We start from the raw sequence: 26,126 nt of genomic DNA on the forward strand, positions 1-26,126 counted from the left end.
GTACGGAGCAGCGTTGAGGTTTTTACATTAATAAGGACGAACTTTAATCCGTTCATTCCCTAATCCCTGCTACCTATCACCTGCTACCTATTATCTGCTACCTTAATATTTAAACGGAAGATTCACAATATCAATTACTTTTTCTCCTCTGTTGTTTTTTCCGGCTTCCCATTTCACCTGGTAAGTCGCTTTTTCAGCTGCTTTTTTTACTTCGCTGTTGAAAACTTCATTTTCTCCATAGGTGGAAATATTCACTACATTGCCTTCCGAGTTGACTTTCAGAATGATCTTGGTTTTTAAATCTTTACTGAGCGGCTTAAGAGCATCTGCATTTAAATTCTTTTTGACGTTTTCAATAAAGGCTTTGTTTCCTTTGGGATATTGGGCAGGAAAAGCTACCATTGGAGGCGGAGGAACAGACATATCCTGAGGCTGTCGCGACTCGAATTTATCTTTTACTTTTTCTTCTTTTTTTACTTTCTGTGCAAACCCAATTCCGAACATCAATGTCAGAATGAGTAAGATTATTTTTTTCATAATAATTGTGATTGTAGTTGAAATGATACAAATCAATGGATCATTTAAAATAGGACATAAAGAATGAATAGTCTTTTGAAAAACTATTCATTCTCATTGTTTAATTAGCACCAAAATCCACCACCGCAGGCGTAGTTATGGCAGCTTGTTCCTCCTGTTGAAGCCGGACACATTCCCCAGCCATAACTTCCGTCATCATTGGCATGGCATAATTTCCATCCGTCACAAGGAGCGGCTACTGCTGCTACAGCCCCGGTTAGGCCTCTCATTTGGTCTCTTGAAAGTTTTTTTAGATTTTTCATAATAATTAGTTTTTGGTTTTCCTACTCTTTTAAAGCTTTTCGGATTCCGCTTATCTAAATCCTAAGGTAGTGAATTTTTGGGTTGCTTTTTAATTTTCAGACGAAAATTATCAAACAAATTCACTTGTAACCTGTTGCTGTATAGTGTTTTATTGTATTGATGGTACTTTCCGCCATGTAAATGCTGATGTGAAGAAAGCTAATGTGGTATATGAAAAACTTGTGGAGTAAGATCAAAAATAAATCAAACCTTATATTAAATACAACTTTTAATTTTTAAGATTTTTTAACCACAAATACCACAAATATTTTTCACAAATACCACTATTAAGTCATCTATATTGGTGTCATTCGTGAAAAATATTTGTGCAGTTTGTGTTTTAATAAATGCAAAGTTTTAACATAACATCGAATAGTTTAAGAAATAGAAAGAGAAAAATCAATCTTCGACTGATTCGATGGAGCGTCTGCATAAAAGTTTTCTTAGTCTATTTGAGCTGAATCGACATTCGTATTTATCAATTGAACATTTTCCTGAATTCCAGCGGCGACTGATTCGTCTTCTGTTTAAACAACTTACTGAAAGACTGCGGATGCTCAAAGCCCAGTTCATAAGCAATTTCACTTACCGAAAGATGAGTGGTGCTGAGGCGTTCTTTGGCCAGCTCAATCAGTTTATTTTGGATATGCTGCTGTGTATTTTGTTGGGTATGAATGCGCAATAAAGATCCGAGATAATTGGGAGAAATATTCATCTCTCCGGCAATGGATTTTACCGAAGGAATTCCATTTTCTATGAGATTTGCGCTGTCAAAATACCTGGAAAGCACTTCCTCAAAACGTTCCAGAAGCTCATGGCTGGATTTTTTCCGGGTGAAAAACTGCCGCTCATAAAAACGTTCAGAATAGATAAGAAGGAGCTCAATCTGCGCCGCAATCAGCTCCTGAGAGAATTTGTCGATATTCGACTGGTATTCTTTTTCTATATTTTTCAGAACATCGACGACAATTTTTTCTTCCCTGTCTGATAGGAAAAGCGCTTCAGTGACGTTATATTTGAAAAAGTCATACGATTTTATCTTTTTTGCAAGCGGCGTATTCCAGAGGAAATCCGGATGAACCACCAGAAGCCAACCCGTGGGTTCTACGACAACATCAGACTTCATTTCCAGCTTCAGAAACTGAAGCGGAGAAACAAAACACAAAACGCCGGAATTAAAATCATATTCCTGCTGACCATAGTTGAACTTCGCATTCACATTTCGCTTCAGCCCGATAGAATAAAAATTCTGAATCCATTTCAACTCATTGTCATCCATAGGGTAGTTGACCTTGCTGTAATCAATCAGACTGATCAAAGGGTGCTCAGGATTGGGAAGATTACAAAAGGCATGAAATTCTGAAATTGAATTGAAGCGGAAGGGAGGTTTCATGATGCTAATTTAATTTTTTTTGTAGAAGTATAATGTAAAAAGTAATGATGGACAAGGTACTAATGTACCAATGTAAAATGTAAAAAGTATTAATGTATTAATGATTGATGCTGTTGTTTAAGGAGTTGGTCTTTTAGTATTAGCGTTGTCATCGTGAGCATAAACTGCAGGTTTACGAACGAAGGTCACAAAGGATCTTTGTGTGGTGTAAAATGTATAATATAAAAGTATTTATTACTAAATGCTTCGACTACGCTCAGCATGACATTTCTAATACATTATGTTCATGTGCTAAGAAAAACATATGATAGACTTGCCATTGTCATTCTGAACATAGACAAAGGATTTAGATTTTAAAGCTATATCACCGTAGACACTGTCAGTGTTTCCCATTGTTTTGCATCGTCGGTAATGGTTTTAATTTTTTGATCCAGCAATTCAGCGGTGCCGCTTCCCAATAAGAAATGAACCGGGGGATTCTGCTCTTCGCTGAGTGCGATGATGGCTGCTGCTCCTTTTTCGGGATCATTGGGCTGGTTGCCATTAATTTCGTTAAGGTGTGCCTGCTCGGAATTTCTCGCGGTTTCATACACTTGAATTGGGGTTTCCGGCGTTTTTACCGAATCTTTACTTAAGAAATCTGTACGGAAATAGCCCGGATATACCACAGTGGCATACACTCCGAATTCTTTGATCTCTTCAGCCAATGCTTCAGTTAATCCCGCTACCGCAAACTTAGTCGCACAATAGATTCCCCAGCCCGGGAAGTTCCCGGCATAGCCTCCGATTGAAGAAATATTGAATATATGTCCTGATTTTTGTTCACGAAGATAAGGAACGGTATTCCTGATGACATTCAGTGTTCCGAAGACATTGACATCGAAATTGGCTCTGGCTTCCCCGTCTCTAAGCTCTTCCAGTGTACCGATCTGCCCGTATCCGGCATTGTTGACCACCACATCAAGCTGTCCAAAATACTCTATTGTTTTTGATACCGCTGACTGTACATCGTCATTATCCGTTAAGTTCAGTTCAATCGGTAAGAATACATCAGATGTTTCTCCAATTTCTGAAATTAAAGACTGTGCATTTCTGGTAGCAGCCGCCACACGGTAGTTATTTTCTAATAATTTTTTCACTAAGGCCAATCCCAGACCTTTTGAGGCTCCCGTTACGAACCATACTTTTTTTGTTTCCATTTTTATTGGGTTTAAATGATGGTACAAAGATCGCAGGATCGGAAAGGGTAGACGTAGCCCAATCAATGAATGATGTAATCAGATCGTGGATGAGATGGGAAAAGAAGATCTTAGGGCTTTCCAGCTGGCTCTTAATGAGGTTCAGGCCGTTGCATAAGTCCCGGGAGCTACTTATCTAACGGTCTTTACCCGCTTTGGAAGGCCATAAAGCCCCTTAGATAAGCCCCTTTATGCCGTTTGTAAACTGCCGATAGTCCCTTAATGAGCCCTGTCTACCCCCTTGGGTAAGGGGGTAGAGGTGGTTGTGGAAGGGGATCGGGATGGTGGTAAGAGGGGATATTGATAGTTAAATGAAGATTGTAGTAAAGTTTTTGCTGTTGCCGTTATTTATTAATAGGGTACTTGTAGCCAGTTGCGAATAATGGGTGTCTTATGATATCCTTTGGTTAATTGATCAATGAGATCTTTTTCATCATTTTTATTGACACCAATTCCTAAATATGTGGAATTCTTATGGATAAGAATCATTCCTTTACGATATTGAGGATGGTTTTTATTCTTAAAATAGAAATCATATTCCCTGTTGGGTTCAGATAAAATAAACGAAAGCATTTCAAAATAATCATCAGTTTCAAACTCTGTTTTTCCAAAATATTGAGGATGGCTAAAATATACCTCTTTAGGCTTAAATCCGACTAACCATTTTTTCATAAAATCAAATATGATTTCTTTATCAATGGTAGGGATGTGTATGTACAGATCCGTTAATTGAGATTCATTAATATCAGTAAAATGTTTGACAACATGTAATGTGCGATTACCCAACCTGGGCACAATAATTTCCATTATTTTAATATAATGATCAATAGATGCAAATGATAATCCAGCCGTAAAGACTACCAGCTTGTTATTTGTTTTTAATAAATAATAAGTATAAACCAGAAAATTTTCTATCGCTTCACATGAGTTTAAGTGATCATCTTTAAAACCAATTATATTTTCAATTTCAAGTTTTAATTTGTTTTTACCTCTTAGTCTGTCATAACTACTACCATAAATTTTAACCGCTTTTTCAATAGGAAAATTCACAGTGGTAAAATCTTTATTATTAATTAAACTTTGATAATCGCTGTCTATGTCTGTTACGAATAAATTCATGCTTTTCAAATGGAATCTGTATCATTGTAAATATAATGGTTCTTACTTAAAATAAAAACCACTACGAGAGCAGTGGTTTATTTTATTTAAATAGTATTGTATAATTTTCCTTTTCCATGAATATCAAAATAATATTCATTTAAGTCTGCATTATCAGGCTGGCAAATAAAATAGTTAAAATTATATTTTTTTTGAAATTCCTCTACCCAATCTTTTAAGTAATCAATACTCATCTTAAAGTTAGATTCCTTCAAATCCTTTAAATCAAAGAAAAATAAGATTTCAACTTCGTCATTATTTCGCCCTAAATTAATAAATACCCTCGGAATAATTTTCCCCTTTATATCTAAAAAATCTGTACTAATAACAAAATCACAGTAAGAATTTGAATTGATTATATTAATCATTTCATCGAAATCTTTGATTGAATTAATTTCGGGATCAATAAAACGAGCTTCTTTGGAGTTTAACAGTAATTTTTCTAAAAAATTAAAATTCAATACAGAAAACAATCCTTTACATATTATTTCTATTAACATTTATATAGTATTTTAATCAATTTCACTTTCAAGGTAGCCAATAACTTCCTCCGAATCTTCACTTAAATAAAATGTTCCTATATAATTGTTATTGTCAATATTTACTCCTTTTAACAGACTTCCGGAATAATTTTTCAGTCCAATTAGTAAATTATTCATTTGCTCTGCGAGTTTATGATGTTTATTATCGACTGCATTTCCTTTTCTTATTTTATATATTCCAATTAAATTTTCTCTTTCAAATCTTCCATTACTTAGCCTCACTTGATAGTCATTAATTTCTCCAGGTAGATTGACTGCTTGTTTTATTAAATTAAAAATATCTTCTATTGTTTTCATATTTTATGGTTTTACGTGTTGTACGTTCTCCCTAATAACAGGTTCGAAAATTAGCCATTTAGCTTCCTGTATTTGTTGTCATGTAGGAGATATGCCGGCTAAGCTTATCATTACGTTAACTAAGTGATCTGTATCATTGTAAATATAATAGTTCTTTTATTAAAATAAAACCACTGCTTAAAACAGTGGCTTATTTTTAAAAGGACACGAGCGTGACGCTCCTCCAACTGAGCGGGTTATCCGATCTTATTTTCAATTCCAAGCCACTGGCAGATTACGGCATATGATACCATAAGAAAAACATACAAAACATACAAAATAATTAAGATTAAAGGAATAATAGAAACTATATTACCTTTTAAATCATTCTCTCTATTGCTTTTCTTTAAATTATAAATAAGTATTAAAGTAAATAGCAATAAACCTGGTATAAAATATAAAAAAATTAAACCAGCTCTTATCTGTTTATATTTATAAGGGTCTATCTGATAAATGAATGCAACACTAATAATAAATAATATAAATATTAATAATATTCTTGTAGGAGTTAAAAAATTAAATATTTTTTTCATAGCTAATTAAATTATTTAGATAAAAGGAATTTACGCCCGTTAGATAAAGATCTTGAATCCGCATTTGTATCTGCTCGACCATTATAAAGAAACTCATAAGTATTAACTCCGAAACTAACTTCATGATTAAGCAATCCAATAAATTTCGACCATCCTCCCCACATAAAGTTTCCAGCATCCATTAAACTATAAATAGTATTTGTATTTCCAAATCTTATATGATAAGAAGAATCATTCTGATTAACATTATTTCCTATATCTAACTTTCGGGATAAATAATGCGCTGAAAAATCAGCCTCTCCATAAGTGGATTCATAGCCAATCAAACTATATGCTAAGAATTGGGCACTTGGAGAGATAATCATGTTTCCTAGTCTTCCTTGGGCGAGCAAAGTTCTAATTTTGTTAGTATTGGGAACACTAGCTATTGCTTTTAAAAATTCATGGTAATCAATGGGATAATAAACATGATCCCCAACATTATACTTCCTTCTTGAGCTTGTTTTATCTACACCTTCAGGATCATTCATAAACAATTCCATCCCGCTCTCATCAAAAAATCTATTAGGCTTTCCATTTCTAACGTAACTTTTGACTTTTCCATTTTTATCTACTGTTATATCATCTCCAATTTTTTTAAAATGAATCCCTTTAAAATATTCAGATTGTTCAATATATGTCATTAGACCTTTAAACTCTTCTGTTTGCCCAAAGGTTGCCGGACCCATTCCTCCTTTGCCGTTTTCTATCAAAAATCTATCCCTATTATCAATTGAGTTTGCTGATCCAAACCATCCTGAGTTGGGATCTTGTCCTAGACCTGGTTCCCCCATAGGAGCCATCGCTTTTCTGCCGTCCGGATCTATAAAGCTTATAGGGTTGTTTAAGGCATAATTGTAAGGTGTAAATCTTCTGGAAGTTTCAGCCAAAGGATCTACAACGCCCCATCTTGCAATATCTGCCATATACATTCTGGCTCCGTAGTCGCTCCAGCCTGTTTCTTTCTGCAGCTCTTTTCCGTTGTAGCCATATTTGTAGGAAGGATTTCCAGCTAAGGCATTATAACCTTCATGTTTCAGTCCGAAAGGATAGAAATTGTTTTCTTCAAGAACTTCTGCGCTGCCATTTGTGTTTTTGGAGTAACTTAATCTGACATTTCCCAAATGGTCGGTATAGCTGTAAATATACTTATTATTTTCAAAATTGTAGTACCCTTCAGATGTCGGAACAAATTTTAGATTAAGAGGGTCATTCTGTGATGTTCCTTTATTTTCGTACTGGAAACCGTTCAGATATTCAGTAATTTTAGTGCTCTCCAGGTTTTGCTTACCCAAACCGTAGGTATAGGTTTTTTTTAGCTTGGTGCCGTCTGCACTGTACAGATATTTCGTGTTTACATTGTACATAAGATTGACCTGATCCCGCGATTTATATTGCATATCGAATTCTACATAATCAGGAAGATCCAGGAAGTTGTAATCAATCTGTAAAATACCTTTATCAATATGGTCTTTCATATTCCCGTTCTCATCATATGAAATGGTAGTTCCTGAAGTATCGGGATATCCGGCATAATCCCCTGAACTGTCTGTAACAGAATTGAGTCGGTTTCCGGTGTAGCTGTACGTAAGGTTATCAATAAGCTGCGCAGTTCCTGTAAAACTTTTCCCGTTTCGCTGCAGTTCGGTGATATTTCCGTTCATATCATAGCCAACGGTTTCATTAAAGAAATTATTCTGCGGTACGGAGGAGTCAGGTTCTGAATATGTCCCCTTTTTCATCCTGTTCAAAGGATCATACTGGTAACTGTATTTTCTCAATATCTGATCCTGTGCGCTTTTCCAGCTTACCTCTTTTATATTTCCGCTGTATTTTCCAGAAGAAGTACCGGCCGGATCAAAATAGGAAACAGCATATCCGAAAAGATCACTTCCCAGAATGGCGGGATCATTTACTTTGGTAATGGATCCTCTTATGTTATAGGTATAATCTATACTTTGCAGATTGTTTCCTACTTTTTTATTGGAAAGCTGTGACAGTTCGTTATAAGTGTTCTCTGACATTAATTCCTGCGGCTGGCTGTTTACCTGATGCCACTGTTTTTTCAGACGATTTTGGCTGTCATATTCAAAGGTTTGGGTAATCACTTTTTCCGTATCCGAAGAAAGCCTTTTGTGATAAACTTTTGTCTGTTGTACCACGGCTGCAAAGTCCAGCTCAGATTCTGTTTTGGTATATCCTCCCAAATGATTCACTGAATAGGTGCCCACAGCTCTTGATTTCTCATCATACCAGATATAGCTTTTGGTCCAGTTATCATCTTCTATATTTTTCACATAAGAAGCAGTAGCCAGATTTTTGGTATTCAGGGAAGCGTCCATAGTATCACCAATGGTGTTTTTTCCCAATACCTGAGCTGGTCTGGAAGGCGAATCCAGCGGGTATGTGTCGTAATAATTTAGGCTTAGTAAGTATTGTACCTTGTCATATTGAGGGTATCCTGCTTCTATTGTGTAATATACAGCCATACCGCTATAATTTACCACTACCGAAGAAGTTCTTGTTTCATTATTTGTGCCTTTAGCATATGCATTATTCTGTTCTTCTTCCCGGGTACTTCCTGCGGCCAGAGATATTCCGGTCATGATAACTCTTGAAAATTGGTCATATTTTGTATACAGCCATTGTCCTTTAGCCCTCATAGCAGCATCCTGTGTAGATACCAGACGGTCCTGCTTATCATACACCATATATTCCCAGCCTTTTCCGGGAATTTTCTTTTCTATCAGCCTGTTTTGTCCGTCATATCTGTACTGGTAGCATAGTTTATCCCGTATGGCCTGATCCGAAACATCTGCGGCAACAGCCAATGGCGGAATGACAAAGGCTAGCTGCCCAAAATCATTATAGGCATAATAGGTGTCAATGTTTTGTGTCCCGTCATTTTTTCTAACCAAAATGATATTTCCGTCAGAGTTCTTGAATTCCGTGGTAGTATTCCCATCCCCGTTTGTTACGGTGCTTTTCATCAGCTGATTGGCTCCGTAGGTTCCGTTTTCAGTAATGGTGGAGACACTGTTTTGCAAGGACGTGGAAACGGTATATTTTTTTACTTCTCCCGGTGTATTGGCTGCATAGGTGATACTGGAAGGATGTGCTGCCCAGTCGTTGCCCGGAGGAGTTATTTTTTTAATTCTTCCTAAAGGCGAATTTTCCAGTTCCTTTTCGGAATAGATTTTTTCGTTTCCAAAGATATTGGCGGCATTATTCAGAGGGTCTGTGTAAATGGCTCCGTTTTGTGTGCCGGTCTGCGGAACAGGAAAATATTCTTTTGTTATTCTTCCGAATTCATCATATTGGATATGGCTGACCACATCTTTTCCGGAAGGCGTTCCTTTAATACTAATCACCTGTTTGGCCCTTCCCAGATTATCAAAATACTGAACCTGTTCAGCTTTTTTGATACAGGATTCATCAAGGCAGGTTTTACTATATATATAATTCTCGTCTGTATTTGCACTGACTGTCTGAGCAGAAGAATATGTCACTAAAAACAGTAGATTCAATAATGATATTATTTTTTTCATCTTAATTAGTTTTATAGTTATACTGATATTCTGAGAGTGTTTTTCCACTGGCATCGGTGATTTTTATAAGCCTGTTGGCGCTGTCATACAGATAAGTGGTTTTTATTCCGTTGGCAGAAATGCTGTTGGTAATACCGATCAGCGGATCATAGGTGGAAGTGGTCACAGAATAGTTTTTTAATACGGGATCTTTCTTTAGGTTTTCTAAAGCCAGCAATAAGGAAGACTCATTGGCCGGATTATCGGCATCAGCATTGGACGCATTCACTGCTGCAATAACGGTCTGGAGATTCATCACCTGACTGTAAGGCAGACCTTCAATTTTAGCAATCGGCTGGGTCTGGTAATATCCCCAGATTGTGGTGGTCGGGATATGCACTTTATTGGAAGCCTGTACAAGATTGCCTTTATCATCATATATATCAAGCGTAGCGGCTGTTATCGGGCTTTGATTCTGCATATTAAATTCAATCACTGATGAAGGATACAGGTTGGATGAACTGTCATATTTTGTCTCCGATTTATTGACAAGAGTTCCGTTTACTTTTACTTCGGTCTGAATAGGGATAGACATCATGTTGGCATTTGTCAGACGGATATTGTTCATATCGGCTGCGTAGCTTATCTTCTTCTCAGTTACTTTCCCTTCAGAAGAAGTGTCCTTTATTAAAGACGTCTGTAAATTGGCCGGATTGGAAAAGGTTTCTGTGATATTCTGTAAGCTGCTTCCGTTATCATAGTAGGTTTTGGATGTGGTTTTGGAAGATTTCATCCAGGAAGCTTTGGACCGGTATCCGGCGCACATGGTATATTCCGGAAGATTGCTGATTTCATCAAAAACATATTCCATGTTTTCATCCGACATTAACTGGTTTTGTTGGCTGAACACTTCTTTTTTGGTCAGAATTCCCGAAGAAACTATATTATAATAAGGCCTGTAGAAAACATTTCCGCCTGAAGTATAGTCATCCGGTGTTTTAAAGTAATATTTTGAATAGCCTATGTTTTCAGACTCTCCGCCATATATTTCCTTTACATTACGGTATAGGATAAAGCCTGTCGCATAGTCTCCATCGCATGATTCTCCAAAAAACTCCTGTCCGCTGGAATCATTGGGATTTGTAAATGAATTATACTGATAGGTGATCGTTTTTTTCAGGCTTAAAATTGAAGTGTAATATTTGATAGTGGCAATACGTGGTACTTCTCTTTGAATCGTATTTTTATAAGGTTGGGGAAGACTCGTAATGGCATATGTTTTAATGGTCCCATTTCCATTGCCTTTTATTTTGAAGGTGTAAGTTCCCGGAGTGAGATTATAATATTTTATTCCGTCACACTTATAAATGGCATATCCATGCATTTCAGCCCCTCCTGAATTCATGAGCTTATAGACTGGTGGGGAAACAATGTCTCCATGTATATCATGAATCGTGTAGACCTCTGAAAGCAAATCGGTTACAAAAAACTTTTTGGTTTCCGTGACTTGGAATGTATAATTTCTGCTGATATTGGTGTCATAATCTGCAGTATTGACAAGATTTAAATACTGTACATCAGGCTGTGTTATTTGATTTGTATCAAACAGGAGCTGACTGCTATCCCGATACATCTCACCGGCTTCAAAGTTATACTCTACATATCCTCCTTCAGGCAGTATCATTTTTTTTAATAGTCCAAGTGTAAAGTGTCCCGGATATTTTGGGCCGTCGACAGGGCATAAGAAATTTCCATATTCGTTCGGATTACCGGACGGACTGTAGTTTGTTTCTGAACCTAATCGGTCATATTCAAGTGTTCTTGCTTCTATAACCCGCTCGTTTTTATCCAGTTTTTTGATATCTGTTAAAATTCTTTTTCCTTGATTACCATTATCCGGAGTACCTTGATACACTGAAAAAGTGGAATATTGTAATCTGTATTTGGAAATAAGATGTGAGTAAGCATCTGACAGTGAAACCGTACTTAACTCATACGGATCATTCTTTCCGGCGTCTTCCATAAAAGCACTGTAACTATACTCAAAAGCCATTTTTCCGTATTTTGTAGAAATAGTCCCTAGCTTACAGTTTTGATAGATAATGACATTTCCTGAGTATTTTGTGTTTTTCTGGTAGCTAAAATCAGCAACAGTAAGATTGTTTTCATCAATTATTTTGGTAAGGAAAAAGGCAGATTTATAATTAAAACCCGCTGCTCCGGTATTGTATCTTGATACACTGTAATCTTCAAAAATATACTTAATGCCTTTATCATTGGTCAGGGTAAAAGAATTAAGGATAAGGGTAGCTGTATTGGAATCTCTTGTATAGTCAATTTTAATATTGTTTCCTGAGATGTTATTTAAGGTGAAAGTATTGTTTAAGGTATCTCTTACAAACTTGAATTTTCCGGATTCTCCCGGAATGTCATAGTAATAAATATCATCAAATATATTTTTCTTATAATTGGGTCTGTTGGGATTGGAGAGTTCTTCATCCACCATACCGTTGATGACTCTTGAAATAACACCGCCTTTCAATAAAGACCATCCTAAACCGACTTCGCTTCCGGGTTTATTACTGATTGCATTATAGGCATGGTAATTCAGGACCGCTGAAAGATCTACGCCTGAATGACCTGAAGGCAGGCTAAATAAAGGAACTGAAATATTGGGGATTCCGGTAGATAAAGAAACCGGCGTATTTACATAAGAAGAAAATGAAGAAACCGATGGCATAGGTTCGGAAGTGTCACCAAAATTTCTTTGCGATAATCCCCAGTTAAAAATTAATATACATAATAGAAGTATCTTTTTCATAATTGTGTTTTATTTCTTGATTAGTTTTGCACTTGCCGTTTTATTATTATCCGTTTTTATCGTCACCAGATAAGCCCCCTGAATCAAATTCTGGGTATTGATCTTCGTGATCTTATTTTTCGTTTTCAAACTCTGCAGCTGCCTTCCACCCATATCATACAGGATAATATCAGCTTCTTTAAAGTCAAAGCCTATTTCTACGTAAGCATAGTCTGAAACAGGATTTGGATAAATTTTAATGTCTTGTTTTTCAATTAATTTATTGATCTGACTGTCACCAAGCTTCACAATCTTCCAGTTCTCTTTTCCAAGCTCTTCCGCGCTGGTTCCTGCCAAAATGATAGAGCCATCTCTGTTTAATCTGATATCCGAAAGTCTTTCCTCTTTCTTTCTGGATTCTCCTTTCACATATTTTCTCCACGCTTCATTGCCATCTTGGTTCAGGTAAAACATCCAGAACGTTTCATCATCTGTTTGTATTTTTCCTTCTGCCTGAGTATAGCCTCCTAAAAGAATTCCCTTTGAGGATTTATCATCTGCTGAATGAAGGACGCTCATACCCATTAAAATATCACGGTTCTTGAAATTGAAAGATTTCTGCCAGATCTCATCGCCTCTTTCATTTAAAGAAATCAACCATAAGTCTGTTCCTTCCTCAATTCCTACCGTTTTATTTCCCGACCTTTCAGATCTGGATTCTCCACCGATTACATATCCTGCAGATGTTAAAGCCAATGTTCTGATATGATCATCACCTTTTCCTCCGTAATTCTTTTCCCATTCTACTTTTCCGGTTTTGTCGAGTTTGACGATCCAATAATCTCCCTCGCCGAAATTATCCGTAGACTTAGCAGTTCGGAATACGGGATACGAGGTTGCCGAAGACGACTTATCTGCGGAACCCGAAATCCGGATCTCGGAACTTCTCGAGTAAATTCCCAACAAGGCTCCTCCATCTCTCGTAGGAATCATTTTCTCCACTTCATCCAAGCCTTTTCCACCCAGAACAGTTTCAGAAAGTATTTTTCCATTTTTATCCAATCTTGAGATCCAAACATCTTTTGATCCATAACCGCTGGTTCCCTGAGGCTCCCGAAGGGAACTTTGTCTGTTTCCGGCTACAAAAAATCCAAGGTCTGTTGTTTGAATAACTGACCTAGCTTCCTCATCAGAAGAACTTCCCAATGTTTTTTGCCAAAGCTCATCTCCGAATTCATTGATTCTGATCATCCAGATATCAGATCCGCCTTTGGAATCTTCTTTTTTATCTAATCCTTTTCCGGAATAAGAAGTTCCGGCCAGAAGAAAACCTCCTTCCTGAGTGGTTACAGAAGCTGACAAATAATCATGGTTTTGCCCTGAGAAATATTTCTCCCAAACCTGCTCACCTTGTTGGTTCAGTTTAATTAAGTGAAAATCGTAACCGTTATTTTGCTTACTGCCTTCAGCCTGAAGCTTACTGCTTTGGATGCTGCTTCCCGAAATAAGATATTGCTGATCGATAGTCGTAGTCACCTGGCTTAGAAAATTCTGCGTAGAAGATCTGATGTCTTTCTGCCACAATACTTCCTGGGCAGACAGCCCCAGAAGCGTGCACAGCGTAAATGCACTGGAGTAGAATCTCTTCATCTATTTGTGTTTTAAGTTAATATTAGTTTTATAAATAAAGCGGCAAATTTAACGTTTTTTAACACACTCACAAGTCTCTTTAATGAGATTTAATGTGAGTTTTATCACCTCTTAGTGTTTTTTACGTCACCTTTAGTTTTGATGAGGTAAAGGTATCATGACATTGCGACAAAAGGTGTCGTATTTTAATTGTTCCGAATTAAATGCGGGGAATTATGGTATTGACAGAATTAATAAAATTAAAGTTTACAGCAAAAAAAAGAGAAACCAGAGTTTCTCTTTTTTGATATATTATTTTCAGTTACAATACTTTTATCCCTGTAAAACCGGAATAATATGCTCCCATTTCAGCTGTTGCGCATAGTCCAGCGCTGTTTTTCCGTTTTTGGATTTTACATTTTTGTCAGCTCCGGCTTCTAACGCGATTTTTACAGAAGTTAAATTTCCTGCAATCGTTTCTTTGTGCAGAAGCGTAAGGCCATTATCATCCGCATGGGTCAGTTCATCAGGATATTCCTGTAGAAATTTCACAAATTCACCTTCCATATTTCTGCTCATTGGATGTTCTGTCAGATTTTCCGGCTTTTCCTTCTGCTCATTGACGACAAGGATCTCGTTGAAATCTCCGAAATCCAGCTGCCAGGCATCATCATGTTCCATTCTTTCATCTTCCGGCATATCGGCACGCATTTTATGAATCGTAAATCCGCCGTAAGTTTTCGGTAGAGGATTTTCAGTTGAAGAAAACAGTTTGGAAAGTCCTGTAGGTTTCTTTACTGCCGGAGTAATGGCAAATAACCAGTCGCTGATCTCATTCAGAGGGATTTCAAAATAATCTCCGGCCTGTATATTGGTCAGATCGTTGGGATTATTGATCAGAAAACCGCTTACGGTGTCACCGTCAAAATCAATTTCATTGATCCACATATGTTCTACAGTAATTTCTCCGGTTCCAGGATCTTCCTGACTGAATGAAGCTTTCACACAGGCAAGGTCAAGGCCCGGTATAATCCTTCTGTTTTCCCAGGACTGCTCCCGCCAGAAATATTTAAAAGTTTCTCTTGCTTTTTCATACGCTTCGATCATTTTGGGATCTTTCCCATCAGTAAATACAAACGAATTCTCTTCCATTGTGATTGGTGGTTGATAAGTTAATAGTTGATAATGATGCCGGGTTCAAAAGTGTCTGAAACGCTCTTAAATCCGGCATATTTTATTTCACTAAAGTACGAAAAAATATAAACAAATGTTTGATTTTTTCGGTAAAATTTCAATGTATTTTATTCTTTATCTGCCATTTTAGGAAGAAGAGCAGCGGTTTTGTAGTAACTTATATCTGCGTCAATTTTGCTTTGCAGATTTTTAAAAGTAGCATATTCATAATGTTCCCATTCCTCATCGTTGTCAGGATTGGGTGTTTTATCAATAGCCAGTTCCAGTTTTCCGTCTTCCTGATAGCTGAATTCGATAGCTGCATATTTTTCGCCGTTTTCATCATCAGCATACCAGCATTTCGTTGTTCTTTCCGGTATGGGCTGAAGCGTTTCATTATCAAGGATTTGAGAGCAGATGAAATTCTCAGGATCATGGTGATAAAAAACGGTCTTTGAAACCAAGGGCTTTTCATCTACAGCCAGCGAATACATTTTATTGGTGGCAATGATGAAATCTCCGGCAGATTCTCTTTTTTCAATATCAAAAAGATCAGATTTTTCCTTCAGATAGTTTACGATCTCTTTTTCATCCTCCTCATGGTTCATGAAATAATTGATGCTGTAGATTTCATCTTCGGTGAGAAACTCGATTTCTTTCAGCACTTCAGAATCTTTTTCGTAATAATATAAATGATAGTCGTCTAATTTCTCAGCTTTGGCTTTTGAAATCACTTCTCCAAAAATGTTTTTGTATACTTTTTTCATGTTAGTCGTTTAATGTACGTTGTGTTACCATTGTGTTTATGTCAGGGAAAATTGGGAATATCTCACACACCCTTAAATCCCGCAGCTTTTAGATGGAATTATCTTGCTTTGGTTAAGTTGGCCATTGAAATTTTATGCAGTTTCATACAGCATTTTTTCAGGATGATTATTCCTGAAGTTCAAAAGCCATTGATATTTACAGTTGTGGTAGAAATTCGTTGATAGTGTTAGGATACACGTATCATTAACGGAATTGTGATCCGTTAAAGGGATTAGGGTTTTATTCTGGTTGTCTGTATGACATACCATTTGTACTTTTTCCCATAAGCATGGATGCTGTCCACGAGTTTAAAATTTTTACTTCTGTACTCAGTTTTCATGGGTGTTTTTTTTATGAGTTCAAATATATTTAAAATCAGAGAATTAAGGAATAATATCTGAATTTTTATAATAAGGATTTTTTGATAAGAAACCCGGGTATATCAGATCTATCTGTGAAGCGTAAATATAGGGGGTCTCTGCATTACAATGTTCGATGGCGGAAAACGCACCATGATCATCATATAAAAGCTCTACACTATACTGAAGTTGTTCGTCAAAATAATATTTTCTGATGATTACCTCTGACTCTCCTTTAAAGTAATTTTCTTCCTTTTCATATATCATCCTATTATTGTTGTCATAAAGGCTGGTAAGATAAAACTCATCATTCTTTCCCTTACTATAGGCTGTACTGAATTCTTTTCTGTATCCACCAATGTTTTCAGTTTTTATCAAAGAAAAATCCACCTCATGAAATGTTTTTACCAAAGCTGAAACTATTTCCTCTTCAGATTCATATTCTTTAAGATAGTACTGAAATTCAGAGTGTTTATCTACAATCGCTTTGTCAAATGGAGCAGTAAGAAGAAAATCTTTCCATGAAAAAAGAAGTTCCTTAAGATCTGAAAAAGGAATTTCCTGCAGGAGGGTCTGCTCAGGATCAATATCCTCAAAAAGAACAGAAATATCCGTGTATCTCATGGTGGGAAAATCAAGATAGATTCCCATGCAGTACTCGGGATCATAGAAACCTTCAGAAATAATGAAATCAATCTCTGAAACTATTTCATCAATGCTGTCGTCATCTTTAAATCGGCTTAGAAAATACCCCAGGAAATCATTGTCCACGCGGTGTATGGCTGTTTTCATATTCACCGTCTTATCACCGGGAAAAGTGAAGGGACGGTCTACAAAAAAAAGCTTATATTTTTCTAAAATCTGCATTATTTCATGATTAAATGTACATTGAAACAGACATTGAGATCTATAGTTTATTAGTTTTTATTAAAAAGACAAAATTCGATTTATTTTATTGCTGTTCGATATTGATTTTTACATTAAACATCTTTTATAAAGTCCTCGTATTCATAGTAAAACCTTTCAAAACCATCCATTTTATCCCAGAAAAATTCGAAAATTTCCTGCCAGGTATTTTTGTTGAATACAGAAACTCCGTGTTTTTCAACCCAGATTTTACTGATGACTTTTCCATTTTCAAGCGTAAAAAATTCTTCCTTTTGAAAGTCTCCGATAAAATCTTTCAAAATATCTTCCAAAGACCAGATCTTCTCATAATAGGCATTCCGGAAGATCTCATCCTTCATTTCGATATCCAATGAGACCTCCGCTTTTTTATTATCGGCATTAAATTTAAATGACATATCCTTGATCTTCGTATCATAGAGGAGCCATTTTCTGGGAAAAGACTTTCCAAAAGCCGTCCAAAATTCCTTTTTTAGCTGTTGAGCTTCTTGTTTACTGAACATGTGACAAACATAAGAATTTAATGGGAAAAGAACAACGTTATGAAAGTTAATGTATCAATAAGAGAAAATACATTTTTTCAATCGTCACGTTCCCATTTATATAATTCAAACTATTTTCTTATTTTTGCTGTAATGCTTTCAAAAAAATCCCAATATGCTTTTAAAGCGCTTTCGTACCTTGTAGAAAAAAGGAATGATGGCCCGGTCCTTATATCCGAAATTGCGGAACGTAAGAAGATCCCTTTAAAGTTTTTAGAAAATATCCTGCTGGAATTAAAAAAGGCAGATATCCTTGACAGTAAAAAAGGTAAGGGAGGAGGATACTTCCTGAGAGAAAACCCTGAAAATGTGAAACTGGCCAAGATTATCAGATTGGTGAACGGCCCTATAGCCATGCTTCCATGTGTCAGCTTAAACTTCTATGAAAAATGTGAAGACTGCAATGAAGATCACTGCGGGCTTCATGATGTACTTATTGAAGTGCGGGACGCCTCACTGAATATTCTTGAGAAAAAAACTTTAATGGATCTGGTTGATTAACCCGGTCCTTTTTTTTGAATAATTAGTCTACTTTTTTGGTAGGATAATATTTTTATTTGATATTTGCAGTAGCCCAAATGACCCAATCACGCTAAAAACTGCTCTGGTGCAGGTATTAAAAGTTTCTGAGACCACAGATCAATCTAAAAAATCAGATTTGTGAAACTGAAAGGGTAGAGCAGGAGCTGTAATGATATGTAATATGATAATTTCAAGAAAAATTCAGATAAGACTCAATGTATTCTTTTTTACAGCCGCAGTCCTGCTGATCTCCGTTTTGTCCATGTACGAACTCGGCTATATGGATGAGCTGCTGAATATTTTAGCCAAAGACAATTATGTATTTTACTGGATGCTTCTGGTAGGAGTTGTAGCAGAAATTGTAGCGGGATCTATGGGAATGGGCTATGGCGTGATTTGTACAACAACACTTCTTTTCCTCAATATTCCGCCTCATATTGTGAGTGCAAGTATCCATTCAGCGGAAAGTTTTACGACAGCTGCGGGAAGTTTAAGCCATATCAAACTCAAAAATGTAAGTAAAAGTCTGGTTAAAAAGCTGGCCATTCCGGCAGTCATCGGGGCTATTATCGGAGCAGTAAGTCTTACATATCTGGGAGAATATTATGCTAAAATCACCAAAACGGTTATTGCTTTCTACACCCTTTACCTGGGAATCCAGATTTTGTCCAACGCTTTTAAAAAGAAACAGAACCGGGCTATGAAAAGGAAGACGAACCTTACAAGGCTGGGTGTCATTGGTGGCTTCATAGATTCTTTTGCCGGGGGAGGTTGGGGACCATTGGTGACCGGAACCCTGATTAAAAATGCATTCACACCAAGATTTGCAGTGGGAAGTTCTACTGTGGCTAAATTTATACTGACCATAACGGCTGCTGTCACTTTTTTCTTTACCCTCGGAATCCAGCACTGGAATATTATCCTGGGACTTCTGATCGGCGGAATTATCACGGCTCCTTTTTCTGCCATGCTTACAGCAAAGCTTCCGGTGAAAAAAATGTTCATAGTCATTGGAATCCTTGTGATTGTGATGAGTTCCATAACTATTTATAAATCAGTTTTTAATTAAATCAGACCTTATTTGTAGAAAAATAAATGCTTGAAAAACATTTTTCGTTTTGAAAATATTCTACTTTTACATCACTAAATATTAGAACATGAATTTACATATAGTAGCACTTTTTAAGTTTAACGAAAACTATCTGATGGACGCTGTAGAGCTCTTCCAAAACCTCGTAAAGGAGACGAGAAAAGAGGAAGGATGTCTTCAGTACGACCTTATTGAAGATAAAGATAACAAAGGAACCTTCTTTCTGATCGAATTATGGGAAAGCGTTGAGCACCATAGCGGGCATCTTGGACAGGACCATCTTCTTAATTTCCGTAAAGATGCTTCAAAAATGATGGAAAGCGCTGCGGAGGTGTATAAGGGGTTTAAGATTTATTGATTTTTAAGATTTAAAGATTTAAAGATTTAAAGATTTAAAAATTGAAGAATTGAAGCATTGAAGCATTTAAAAATTCAGGTTAAGTAATCATAGGATCTCTTAATCTTTAAATCTTTCAATTTTTTAATCTTTCAATTAAAAATAAAATACCACATAAAAGGCGGTCTCAGATTCTGAAACCGCCTTTTGATTAGAAAAAATAGAAAGTATTAAAATTTTGAGTTTATTTATTTCACGATAAGTTTTTTCGTTTCCGTACTGCCTCCGAAAGTGATTTTTACAATATAATTTCCGGCAGTAAGGTGAGATAAGTTCAGATCCTGCTTGTAGAAACCAGCCTGATTGGTCAGTTCTGCAGTATGTACTTTTTTCCCGGTAAGGTCATAGACTTCTATGCTTCCTTTGTTGTTTGCTTTTTCTTTAACGTCAAAAAGAACCGTTACTTTTTTGTCAGCCGTTGTAGGGTTTGGATAGATCCCGAAAGAAGCTTTTTTGCTTACTTCTGTAATCCCTAAAGTGGATGTAATTTTCTTGTATTTGAAATACATATTTCCGGTTTGAGTCCCTTCATTGGAAATGAAATACATTCTGTAATAGTCTGACCCCTGTTTTACGTAATATACCGCATCAGAATATACTCCCGAAGTAGGCTTCCATGAATGACCGATAGTTGTAATATTACTGGAGAATGCATTGGATGCAGGAATAGTAGATGTCGCTGTTTCCTGAGTCTCAGGTCTTACTTTGGCTACTGTGATATTTGAATTCTGGATAACCCCGGACATTCTGTATTTCATGGTTTGTGGGTTTCCCTGTGGGTCTGTATAAGGGTAATCTGTGTAATATCTTGTAAACATCATATCCCAGTTGGCTCTTGAAGGCTCAAGGTTGGAAACCTTTTCACCGGTAGCAAATGAGAAGTAGTTGAAATAAGCATCATCACTTCCGTTGGCAACTGTTTTTGTTTGTGTAGCATCCCATGAAGAGGTAGCTGCATTCCATTTTGCATATTTAAAAGTGTAACCTGAAAAATAATCTTCAATCATAAATTTAACAGATGCTCCTGAAGCGTACTGCATAATGAAGATTACTTTTCCTTCTACATGATGGTTTAAAGGGTTATATTCTCCCCATCCATAGGTTGCCGATCCTTGTTCAAAAGCACCTTCCTGCAGGAAGTTCGTATTGTCAACATTAAAAAGTGGGGCTCCGTAAGAAGCTACGCTATTGCTAGTGATCGTATTCCAGTCAGAAGGGTTAGCAGACGCCTGATACACTTTGATATCATAAGCGTCATTAATTCTTGTTCCAAAATTAGTTGCAGAAGCTCTGTAAAAAGCTACATCCCATGAATTAGCGGGCTGTGATACTATATTATTGGCACTAAAATCGAAAAAAACACGGTTCTGGTAACTGCTCCCCATAGACAGATTAACTGTCGTGTATCCATTAGCATCCGTCTGTGCCAGTACTGTTTGTTGAACTGAAAGTGCAAACAAAGAGGTCAAAAGTAATTTTGTTGTCATAACAAGTAAAATTTATATGTTATTCTTATTTAGAATGATTCTACAAAAGTATATAATTATTTTTAATCATTCTAAATAAAAACATGATATTTGTCGTGTTTCTATTTAATTCTACGATTAATATTCATGATTTTGAAGATAAAAAGAGCCGGCTGGAAAACTTCCAACCGGCTTTATAAAGGGATACTGTCTAATAAACCTTATTTTTTGATGAACTTAGATTTTACTACTGAACCTTCTGCAGTTTCAACAAGCATATAGTAAACGCCTGTATGCAATCCGCTGATGTCAAATTTTTGTGCTTTTAATTTTCCTTCAGCTACTTTTTGTCCTGAAGCAGAATAAACTTCAATATTTTTAGGTTCTGTTCTCGTGATAAATTCTAAAGCTGTGTTGCTTGAATTTACTGCAAATTTGAAGTTCTCATTTACTTTAGCAGTATCATTAACTCCTAAAGAACTAGAAGCTTTATATACTACATCATCAACCTGTATTGCTACGTGAGTGGCTGAAGGTGTAAATTTAAAAACGATATATGAACCTGTAGAAGCTGGAATATTAACAGTGATATTTTGTGTTACTCCAATTGTCGTTACATTAATAAGATTCCCTACTGGTACGAAAGTAGTCATGTCACTAGGGCTTGTAGAAACCCCGATCTGAATGGTTCCAGGACCTGGAGAAGGAGATACCAACGTCGTTGTGAATGTTAAAACTTTATTTCCTGTAGGAGCCTCTATCTGAGGAGAAATAAGGTAAGAAGAAGCTGTTGCATTATTACCTGCATAAGACTGGACAAATCTCTGAGTATTATCACTTTCAAGGGCAGCTACAATCATTCTAGGCGGTGCTGGTGGAAATGCACCTGTTATAGGAGCAACTACCGCAGCCCAGCCACCCTGTGGAAATGTAATGGTTCCGGTAGTAAAGTTGTTGAAATTTTCATTAAGCGTAGCTACTTGTGCATTCGCTGTAAAAGCCGTAAACATTAAAGTTCCTAAAAGTAGTTTTAATTTCATAACGTATCTTTATTTAGAATTATTCCACAAAAATAAGTATTAATTTTTAATTGTTCTAAATAATCATAAATTTAACGTTTAAATTTTATTATTGATCCCATACAAAATCATTGCTTTTTCATTACAAAAAGAGATAAATCAGGTATGGAAGCGGAAAGGAAAGTAGGGAAGTTATTTGAAGTCAGAAATGCATTTACAATAGGGCAGCCACTAATTATAAAGCCAATATCAGCTTCCAGTCTCCGTATTCTGGCTTCCTATCCATTCATTTTCTATTGCCTGCCCCGGATTCATCTGTTTCTAATAAATAACTCTCTTTTTGCAGTTTATTTTAATTTGAACGAAAAAAATTATGATAAATATCAATTTTTGATTAAAAATATTTACACAAGCGCTTCTCTAGAATGTTGTTTGTTGTGAAAAGGCAAAAAAAGAAATAATATTTTCCATTATTTTTAACTATTCTAAATAAAGCGTTATATTTGCCAAAATTTTACTCTATGAAGAAGAAAGTGCTTTCCGTTCTATCATTATCCATTGCCTTTTGGATGAACGCACAACAAAAAGATTCTCTTAATAAAAATAAAATAGAGGAAGTTGTCATTACAGGACAATATACACAGCAGTCGATTAATAAATCCATATATAAAGTTGACGTAATTGATGCCCAGCAGATCAAAAATATGGCTGCAACCAATGTGGCGGATGTTTTAAATCAAAGTCTTAACATACAAATTACACCAGACACCCGCTCAGGAAATTCTACCGCTAATATCATGGGGCTTGACGGGAATTATGTAAAAATACTAATTGATAATATTCCGGTAGTAGGCGATACAGGACTTGGAAGCAATATTGACCTTACCAAACTTTCCCTGAATAATGTAGAAAGAATTGAGATTGTAAAGGGAAGTATGGGTGTAGAATATGGAAATGGGGCAGTAGCCGGAGTCATCAATATTATTACCAGAAAAACAAGCACAAAAAAGGTTGCTGTAAAAGCATCTCTTCAGGAAGAAACGGTAAGAGATAACTACGACCTTAAGAAGAAAGGAAAGGGAAGACATATTCAGAACTTTAACGTAGATTATAATATAGACAACAATTGGTTTGCGAATATCAGTTTCAATCATAACCAATTCATGGGGTACGAAGGCGAGAGTAAAGGATATAAATATTTTGGGACAGACCCGGAGATAAAAAGAGGTTATGAATGGAATCCGAAGGATCAATACGATGCTTCCGCATTGATAAGATACAGCAAAAACAAAACTTCATTCTATTATAAACTTTCTTATCTGAACGAGAAATTTAATTTTTATAATCCTGAGACCAACAGGATTCCTCTTAACGATGGTCTGGGAGGCGTTGTCTATCAGAGCAGAGATAGAGAATACAATACCAACAGATGGGTTCATCAGTTCAATATCCAGGCAAATTTAGGGGATATTCGCTATATGGGAGACTTTTCTTATCAGACCCAGGATAGAAAATACTTTGATTACAACTACGATATTCCTAACAGATCTGTTACCAGTAAAGATGAAAAAAGATCATATTATCAGACAGATATCGTATATTCAAGAGGGATGTTCAGTAATTTCCTGAACAATAAAACTTTTGATTTCCAGCTTGGTTATGAGCTGGACTATACCAATGGCCAGGCAGCGCTTATTGCAGGCCAGTTTTTTGGTGAATCTGTGAAAAGAAAAATCTTTACCTATTCCAATTTCCTTTCAGCGGAATGGAATATCTCAGATAAATTCTCATTAAGACCAGGGGCAAGACTTTCAGTAAGTGATATGTTTGATAATCAATTCAATTACTCCCTTTCTGCGAGACTGAAAACTTCTGAAAATTCAAACCTGAGAGCTGTTGCCGGGACGGCCAACCGTTTTCCTACCTACGATGAGCTGTTTACTTTCTTTGTGAATATTAATCATGATGTTCAGGGAAATCCTGATCTGAATCCTGAAAAAGGGTTTTCTGCAGGTCTTTTCTGGGATCAGAATTTTTCAGCCGCTAATGACTGGAAAATAGCTTATAGTGTTAATGCACTCTATCTGGATGTACAGGATAGAATAGAAATGGTGATGATAAAAAGACCTTCCACCTATAAATATATGAACCTCAATACCTACAGAAACATGCTTTTATCTGCAAACGTAGATTTTAGAAAAGATCAGCTGGCATTTTCTTTAAGAGGTTCGGTGAATGGTACTTCTGTATCATTAAATGAATTGGAACATACTTCTCCTACAGATTTCCAATATCTTGTACAGGCAGGAGCATCCGTAAATTATAAACTGAAAAATATAGGGACAGGCTTTTCTCTATACTATAAATATACAGGTCCCGGAAGAAACTATGTATTGGAAAATGATATTGAAGGTTTCAGACTTGGTAAAACAGACGGTTTTCATATGATGGATTTTATCGTAAGTCAGCCACTTTGGAAAGATCATCTTGAAGTGTCTGCGGGGGTGAAAAATATCTTTGACGTTACAAGTCTGAATTCTACTTCCAGTGCAGGAGCTGGCCATATTGCAGGGGCAGACCGTATTAATTTATATTACGGAAGAAGCTATTTTGCAAGATTAATTTATCAATTTTAAAAATAAGCTATCATTATGAAATATTTAAAAATAGTATCTCTTCTGTCCATCATCGCTCTGCAGTCATGTCTGTCAGCAGATGAAGATCCGGTGCCGGTTGCTCCTCTTACGGGATCAGTAGTAGATGTTGCAGTAGGAGGACCTACAGAACCTAACCAGGTGTGGATTGATTTAAGTGACTACAAGAATGCTGTCACTAATACAAGAACAGACTGGGACCTTGGGTTTTATACAGGAGATGCATTTCGCGTAGTGATCAATGGGTCTATAGCAATGACGGTTGCAAAAGTTCCTAATGCCACAGATATCAATCTGGTAAAGGAATCAGATGTTGCCGCACTTAAAACAACGGCTCAGGTGGGAACATTCAATGCTTCCAATATGCAGTATGTTGATAATCCAATTGGAAATTTCTTGACACAAACTACAGGAATTGATGCCATTAAAGAAAACGATGCAGAAAATCCGATTTATCTGGTGAACATGGGAAGGGATGTTCCACCTTCCAGCAATATTGGAGCCGGATCTGTAAATTTATCAGGAGCTGCGAGAGGCTGGAAGAAAGTGCAGATTCTACGTGCCCTGAACGGATACAAAATACGTTATGCTGATGTAGAAGCGACAACTTATAAGGAATATCTTATCGCAAAAGATACAGAGTATAATTTTACCTATTTCAATCTTAAGACCGGAGCACCCGCTAAGGTACAGCCTAAAAAGAAAAAATGGGATTTAGCATTTACAACGTTTACCAACGAAGTATTCTCAGCTCCGACTACCAGTGCGGGAAGCTATTTCTATGCTGATTTTATTATCACCAATACGCTGGATGGCGTTGGAGTGTACCAGGTAAATGCCGGAGGAAATCTTGAACAGGCTTATAATGCATTCAAATTAAGTGATGTAGATCAGTCTAAATTTATTTTTAATGACCAGCGAGCTCTTGGAGATAAATGGAGAACGACTACCGGAACACCGGATATACCACAACCATTTGTATACTCAGACCGCTTTTTTGTCCTAAAAGATGCAGAAGGATTTTATTTTAAATTGAGATTCAATGCCATGAAAGACAAAAATGGAAATCGTGGTGCTTCCAATTTTGAATTTGACCCTTTATAATCAATCAAATAAA

Annotated in this window: 22 protein-coding genes; 5 read left to right on the forward strand and 17 right to left on the reverse strand. The window is 36.4% G+C overall.

From position 1 onward, the window contains the following. Positions 1-102 precede the first annotated feature (102 nt). From BM143_RS09860 to BM143_RS09935, 15 genes are all read right to left on the reverse strand, one after another. Positions 103-537 (reverse strand): hypothetical protein, encoded by a 435-nt coding sequence (locus BM143_RS09860; RefSeq protein ID WP_090024313.1) that lies wholly within the window; start codon positions 535-537, stop codon positions 103-105. Positions 538-641: 104 nt separating this feature from the next. Beyond that, complete coding sequence (locus BM143_RS09865; RefSeq protein WP_090024314.1) at positions 642-839, reverse strand: bacteriocin-like protein; 198 nt, start codon at positions 837-839, stop codon at positions 642-644. 518 nt (positions 840-1,357) lie between these two features. Next, the gene (locus BM143_RS09870; protein ID WP_090024315.1) at positions 1,358-2,272 is read right to left on the reverse strand and encodes a helix-turn-helix domain-containing protein; all 915 of its coding nucleotides are present in this window, start codon (positions 2,270-2,272) and stop codon (positions 1,358-1,360) included. A gap of 359 nt (positions 2,273-2,631) precedes the next feature. Next, positions 2,632-3,471: an SDR family NAD(P)-dependent oxidoreductase gene (locus BM143_RS09875; RefSeq protein WP_090024316.1), complete on the reverse strand. Its 840-nt coding sequence runs from the start codon at positions 3,469-3,471 to the stop codon at positions 2,632-2,634. Positions 3,472-3,861: 390 nt separating this feature from the next. Next, complete coding sequence (locus BM143_RS09880; RefSeq protein WP_090024317.1) at positions 3,862-4,629, reverse strand: hypothetical protein; 768 nt, start codon at positions 4,627-4,629, stop codon at positions 3,862-3,864. Positions 4,630-4,715: 86 nt separating this feature from the next. Then, positions 4,716-5,168 carry a hypothetical protein gene (locus tag BM143_RS09885; protein WP_139222017.1) on the reverse strand — a complete coding sequence of 151 codons (453 nt, stop codon included), beginning with the start codon at positions 5,166-5,168 and terminating at the stop codon, positions 4,716-4,718. 12 nt (positions 5,169-5,180) lie between these two features. Next, positions 5,181-5,507, reverse strand: coding sequence for an enoyl-CoA hydratase (locus BM143_RS09890; protein WP_090024319.1), 327 nt, complete (start codon positions 5,505-5,507; stop codon positions 5,181-5,183). A gap of 236 nt (positions 5,508-5,743) precedes the next feature. Further along, positions 5,744-6,079, reverse strand: a complete 336-nt coding sequence (locus tag BM143_RS09895) for a hypothetical protein (RefSeq protein ID WP_090024320.1) — start codon at positions 6,077-6,079, stop codon at positions 5,744-5,746. Between the two features lie 11 nt (positions 6,080-6,090). Further along, entirely contained in the window at positions 6,091-9,666 is a 3,576-nt protein-coding gene (locus BM143_RS09900) for a DUF6443 domain-containing protein (RefSeq protein WP_167375268.1), read from the reverse strand. A gap of 1 nt (position 9,667) precedes the next feature. Further along, entirely contained in the window at positions 9,668-12,466 is a 2,799-nt protein-coding gene (locus tag BM143_RS09905; protein WP_139222018.1) for an RHS repeat domain-containing protein, read from the reverse strand. A 9-nt stretch (positions 12,467-12,475) separates the two neighbouring features. Further along, a complete protein-coding gene (locus BM143_RS09910) occupies positions 12,476-14,095 on the reverse strand; it encodes a T9SS type A sorting domain-containing protein (protein WP_090024323.1) in 1,620 nt (539 codons plus the stop codon). 312 nt (positions 14,096-14,407) lie between these two features. Continuing rightward, on the reverse strand, positions 14,408-15,226 hold the full coding sequence (locus BM143_RS09915; protein WP_090024324.1) for a DUF2314 domain-containing protein: 819 nt from the start codon (positions 15,224-15,226) through the stop codon (positions 14,408-14,410). A gap of 149 nt (positions 15,227-15,375) precedes the next feature. Further along, positions 15,376-16,014 (reverse strand): hypothetical protein, encoded by a 639-nt coding sequence (locus BM143_RS09920; protein ID WP_090024325.1) that lies wholly within the window; start codon positions 16,012-16,014, stop codon positions 15,376-15,378. A gap of 423 nt (positions 16,015-16,437) precedes the next feature. Beyond that, positions 16,438-17,280 (reverse strand): hypothetical protein, encoded by an 843-nt coding sequence (locus tag BM143_RS09930; protein ID WP_090024327.1) that lies wholly within the window; start codon positions 17,278-17,280, stop codon positions 16,438-16,440. Between the two features lie 113 nt (positions 17,281-17,393). Then, on the reverse strand, positions 17,394-17,822 hold the full coding sequence (locus tag BM143_RS09935) for a DUF4268 domain-containing protein (protein WP_090024328.1): 429 nt from the start codon (positions 17,820-17,822) through the stop codon (positions 17,394-17,396). Positions 17,823-17,954: 132 nt separating this feature from the next. Between BM143_RS09935 and BM143_RS09940 the strand changes: the two genes are divergently transcribed. The 3 genes from BM143_RS09940 (at position 17,955) to BM143_RS09950 (ending at position 19,831) form a co-directional block, all read left to right on the forward strand. Next, on the forward strand, positions 17,955-18,362 hold the full coding sequence (locus BM143_RS09940; RefSeq protein ID WP_034726378.1) for an RrF2 family transcriptional regulator: 408 nt from the start codon (positions 17,955-17,957) through the stop codon (positions 18,360-18,362). A gap of 202 nt (positions 18,363-18,564) precedes the next feature. Further along, positions 18,565-19,452 (forward strand): sulfite exporter TauE/SafE family protein, encoded by an 888-nt coding sequence (locus BM143_RS09945; protein ID WP_090024467.1) that lies wholly within the window; start codon positions 18,565-18,567, stop codon positions 19,450-19,452. Between the two features lie 88 nt (positions 19,453-19,540). Continuing rightward, on the forward strand, positions 19,541-19,831 hold the full coding sequence (locus BM143_RS09950; protein WP_090024329.1) for a putative quinol monooxygenase: 291 nt from the start codon (positions 19,541-19,543) through the stop codon (positions 19,829-19,831). 227 nt (positions 19,832-20,058) lie between these two features. Here the strand turns inward: BM143_RS09950 and BM143_RS09955 are convergent, their stop codons facing one another. Beyond that, a complete protein-coding gene (locus BM143_RS09955) occupies positions 20,059-21,357 on the reverse strand; it encodes a T9SS type A sorting domain-containing protein (RefSeq protein ID WP_090024330.1) in 1,299 nt (432 codons plus the stop codon). 200 nt (positions 21,358-21,557) lie between these two features. After that, a complete protein-coding gene (locus BM143_RS09960) occupies positions 21,558-22,376 on the reverse strand; it encodes a T9SS-dependent choice-of-anchor J family protein (protein ID WP_090024331.1) in 819 nt (272 codons plus the stop codon). Between the two features lie 500 nt (positions 22,377-22,876). Between BM143_RS09960 and BM143_RS09970 the strand changes: the two genes are divergently transcribed. Together BM143_RS09970 and BM143_RS09975 are read left to right on the forward strand one after the other, a co-directional pair. Then, positions 22,877-24,991, forward strand: coding sequence for a TonB-dependent receptor plug domain-containing protein (locus BM143_RS09970; RefSeq protein WP_090024333.1), 2,115 nt, complete (start codon positions 22,877-22,879; stop codon positions 24,989-24,991). A gap of 15 nt (positions 24,992-25,006) precedes the next feature. After that, the gene (locus tag BM143_RS09975) at positions 25,007-26,113 is read left to right on the forward strand and encodes an HmuY family protein (protein ID WP_167375269.1); all 1,107 of its coding nucleotides are present in this window, start codon (positions 25,007-25,009) and stop codon (positions 26,111-26,113) included. Positions 26,114-26,126 lie beyond the last annotated feature (13 nt).

It is taken from the genome of Chryseobacterium oleae (assembly GCF_900115055.1).
GTDB lineage: Bacteria > Bacteroidota > Bacteroidia > Flavobacteriales > Weeksellaceae > Chryseobacterium > Chryseobacterium oleae.

What these genes read in the sequence shown, in the direction of transcription:
- BM143_RS09860 (WP_090024313.1), bottom strand. Translation starts at nt 537, where the DNA reads ATGAAAAAAATAATCTTACTCATTCTGACATTGATGTTCGGAATTGGG.
- BM143_RS09865 (WP_090024314.1), bottom strand. Translation starts at nt 839, where the DNA reads ATGAAAAATCTAAAAAAACTTTCAAGAGACCAAATGAGAGGCCTAACC.
- BM143_RS09870 (WP_090024315.1), bottom strand. Translation starts at nt 2,272, where the DNA reads ATGAAACCTCCCTTCCGCTTCAATTCAATTTCAGAATTTCATGCCTTT.
- BM143_RS09875 (WP_090024316.1), bottom strand. Translation starts at nt 3,471, where the DNA reads ATGGAAACAAAAAAAGTATGGTTCGTAACGGGAGCCTCAAAAGGTCTG.
- BM143_RS09880 (WP_090024317.1), bottom strand. Translation starts at nt 4,629, where the DNA reads ATGAATTTATTCGTAACAGACATAGACAGCGATTATCAAAGTTTAATT.
- BM143_RS09885 (WP_139222017.1), bottom strand. Translation starts at nt 5,168, where the DNA reads ATGTTAATAGAAATAATATGTAAAGGATTGTTTTCTGTATTGAATTTT.
- BM143_RS09890 (WP_090024319.1), bottom strand. Translation starts at nt 5,507, where the DNA reads ATGAAAACAATAGAAGATATTTTTAATTTAATAAAACAAGCAGTCAAT.
- BM143_RS09895 (WP_090024320.1), bottom strand. Translation starts at nt 6,079, where the DNA reads ATGAAAAAAATATTTAATTTTTTAACTCCTACAAGAATATTATTAATA.
- BM143_RS09900 (WP_167375268.1), bottom strand. Translation starts at nt 9,666, where the DNA reads ATGAAAAAAATAATATCATTATTGAATCTACTGTTTTTAGTGACATAT.
- BM143_RS09905 (WP_139222018.1), bottom strand. Translation starts at nt 12,466, where the DNA reads ATGAAAAAGATACTTCTATTATGTATATTAATTTTTAACTGGGGATTA.
- BM143_RS09910 (WP_090024323.1), bottom strand. Translation starts at nt 14,095, where the DNA reads ATGAAGAGATTCTACTCCAGTGCATTTACGCTGTGCACGCTTCTGGGG.
- BM143_RS09915 (WP_090024324.1), bottom strand. Translation starts at nt 15,226, where the DNA reads ATGGAAGAGAATTCGTTTGTATTTACTGATGGGAAAGATCCCAAAATG.
- BM143_RS09920 (WP_090024325.1), bottom strand. Translation starts at nt 16,014, where the DNA reads ATGAAAAAAGTATACAAAAACATTTTTGGAGAAGTGATTTCAAAAGCC.
- BM143_RS09930 (WP_090024327.1), bottom strand. Translation starts at nt 17,280, where the DNA reads ATGCAGATTTTAGAAAAATATAAGCTTTTTTTTGTAGACCGTCCCTTC.
- BM143_RS09935 (WP_090024328.1), bottom strand. Translation starts at nt 17,822, where the DNA reads ATGTTCAGTAAACAAGAAGCTCAACAGCTAAAAAAGGAATTTTGGACG.
- BM143_RS09940 (WP_034726378.1), top strand. Translation starts at nt 17,955, where the DNA reads ATGCTTTCAAAAAAATCCCAATATGCTTTTAAAGCGCTTTCGTACCTT.
- BM143_RS09945 (WP_090024467.1), top strand. Translation starts at nt 18,565, where the DNA reads ATGATAATTTCAAGAAAAATTCAGATAAGACTCAATGTATTCTTTTTT.
- BM143_RS09950 (WP_090024329.1), top strand. Translation starts at nt 19,541, where the DNA reads ATGAATTTACATATAGTAGCACTTTTTAAGTTTAACGAAAACTATCTG.
- BM143_RS09955 (WP_090024330.1), bottom strand. Translation starts at nt 21,357, where the DNA reads ATGACAACAAAATTACTTTTGACCTCTTTGTTTGCACTTTCAGTTCAA.
- BM143_RS09960 (WP_090024331.1), bottom strand. Translation starts at nt 22,376, where the DNA reads ATGAAATTAAAACTACTTTTAGGAACTTTAATGTTTACGGCTTTTACA.
- BM143_RS09970 (WP_090024333.1), top strand. Translation starts at nt 22,877, where the DNA reads ATGAAGAAGAAAGTGCTTTCCGTTCTATCATTATCCATTGCCTTTTGG.
- BM143_RS09975 (WP_167375269.1), top strand. Translation starts at nt 25,007, where the DNA reads ATGAAATATTTAAAAATAGTATCTCTTCTGTCCATCATCGCTCTGCAG.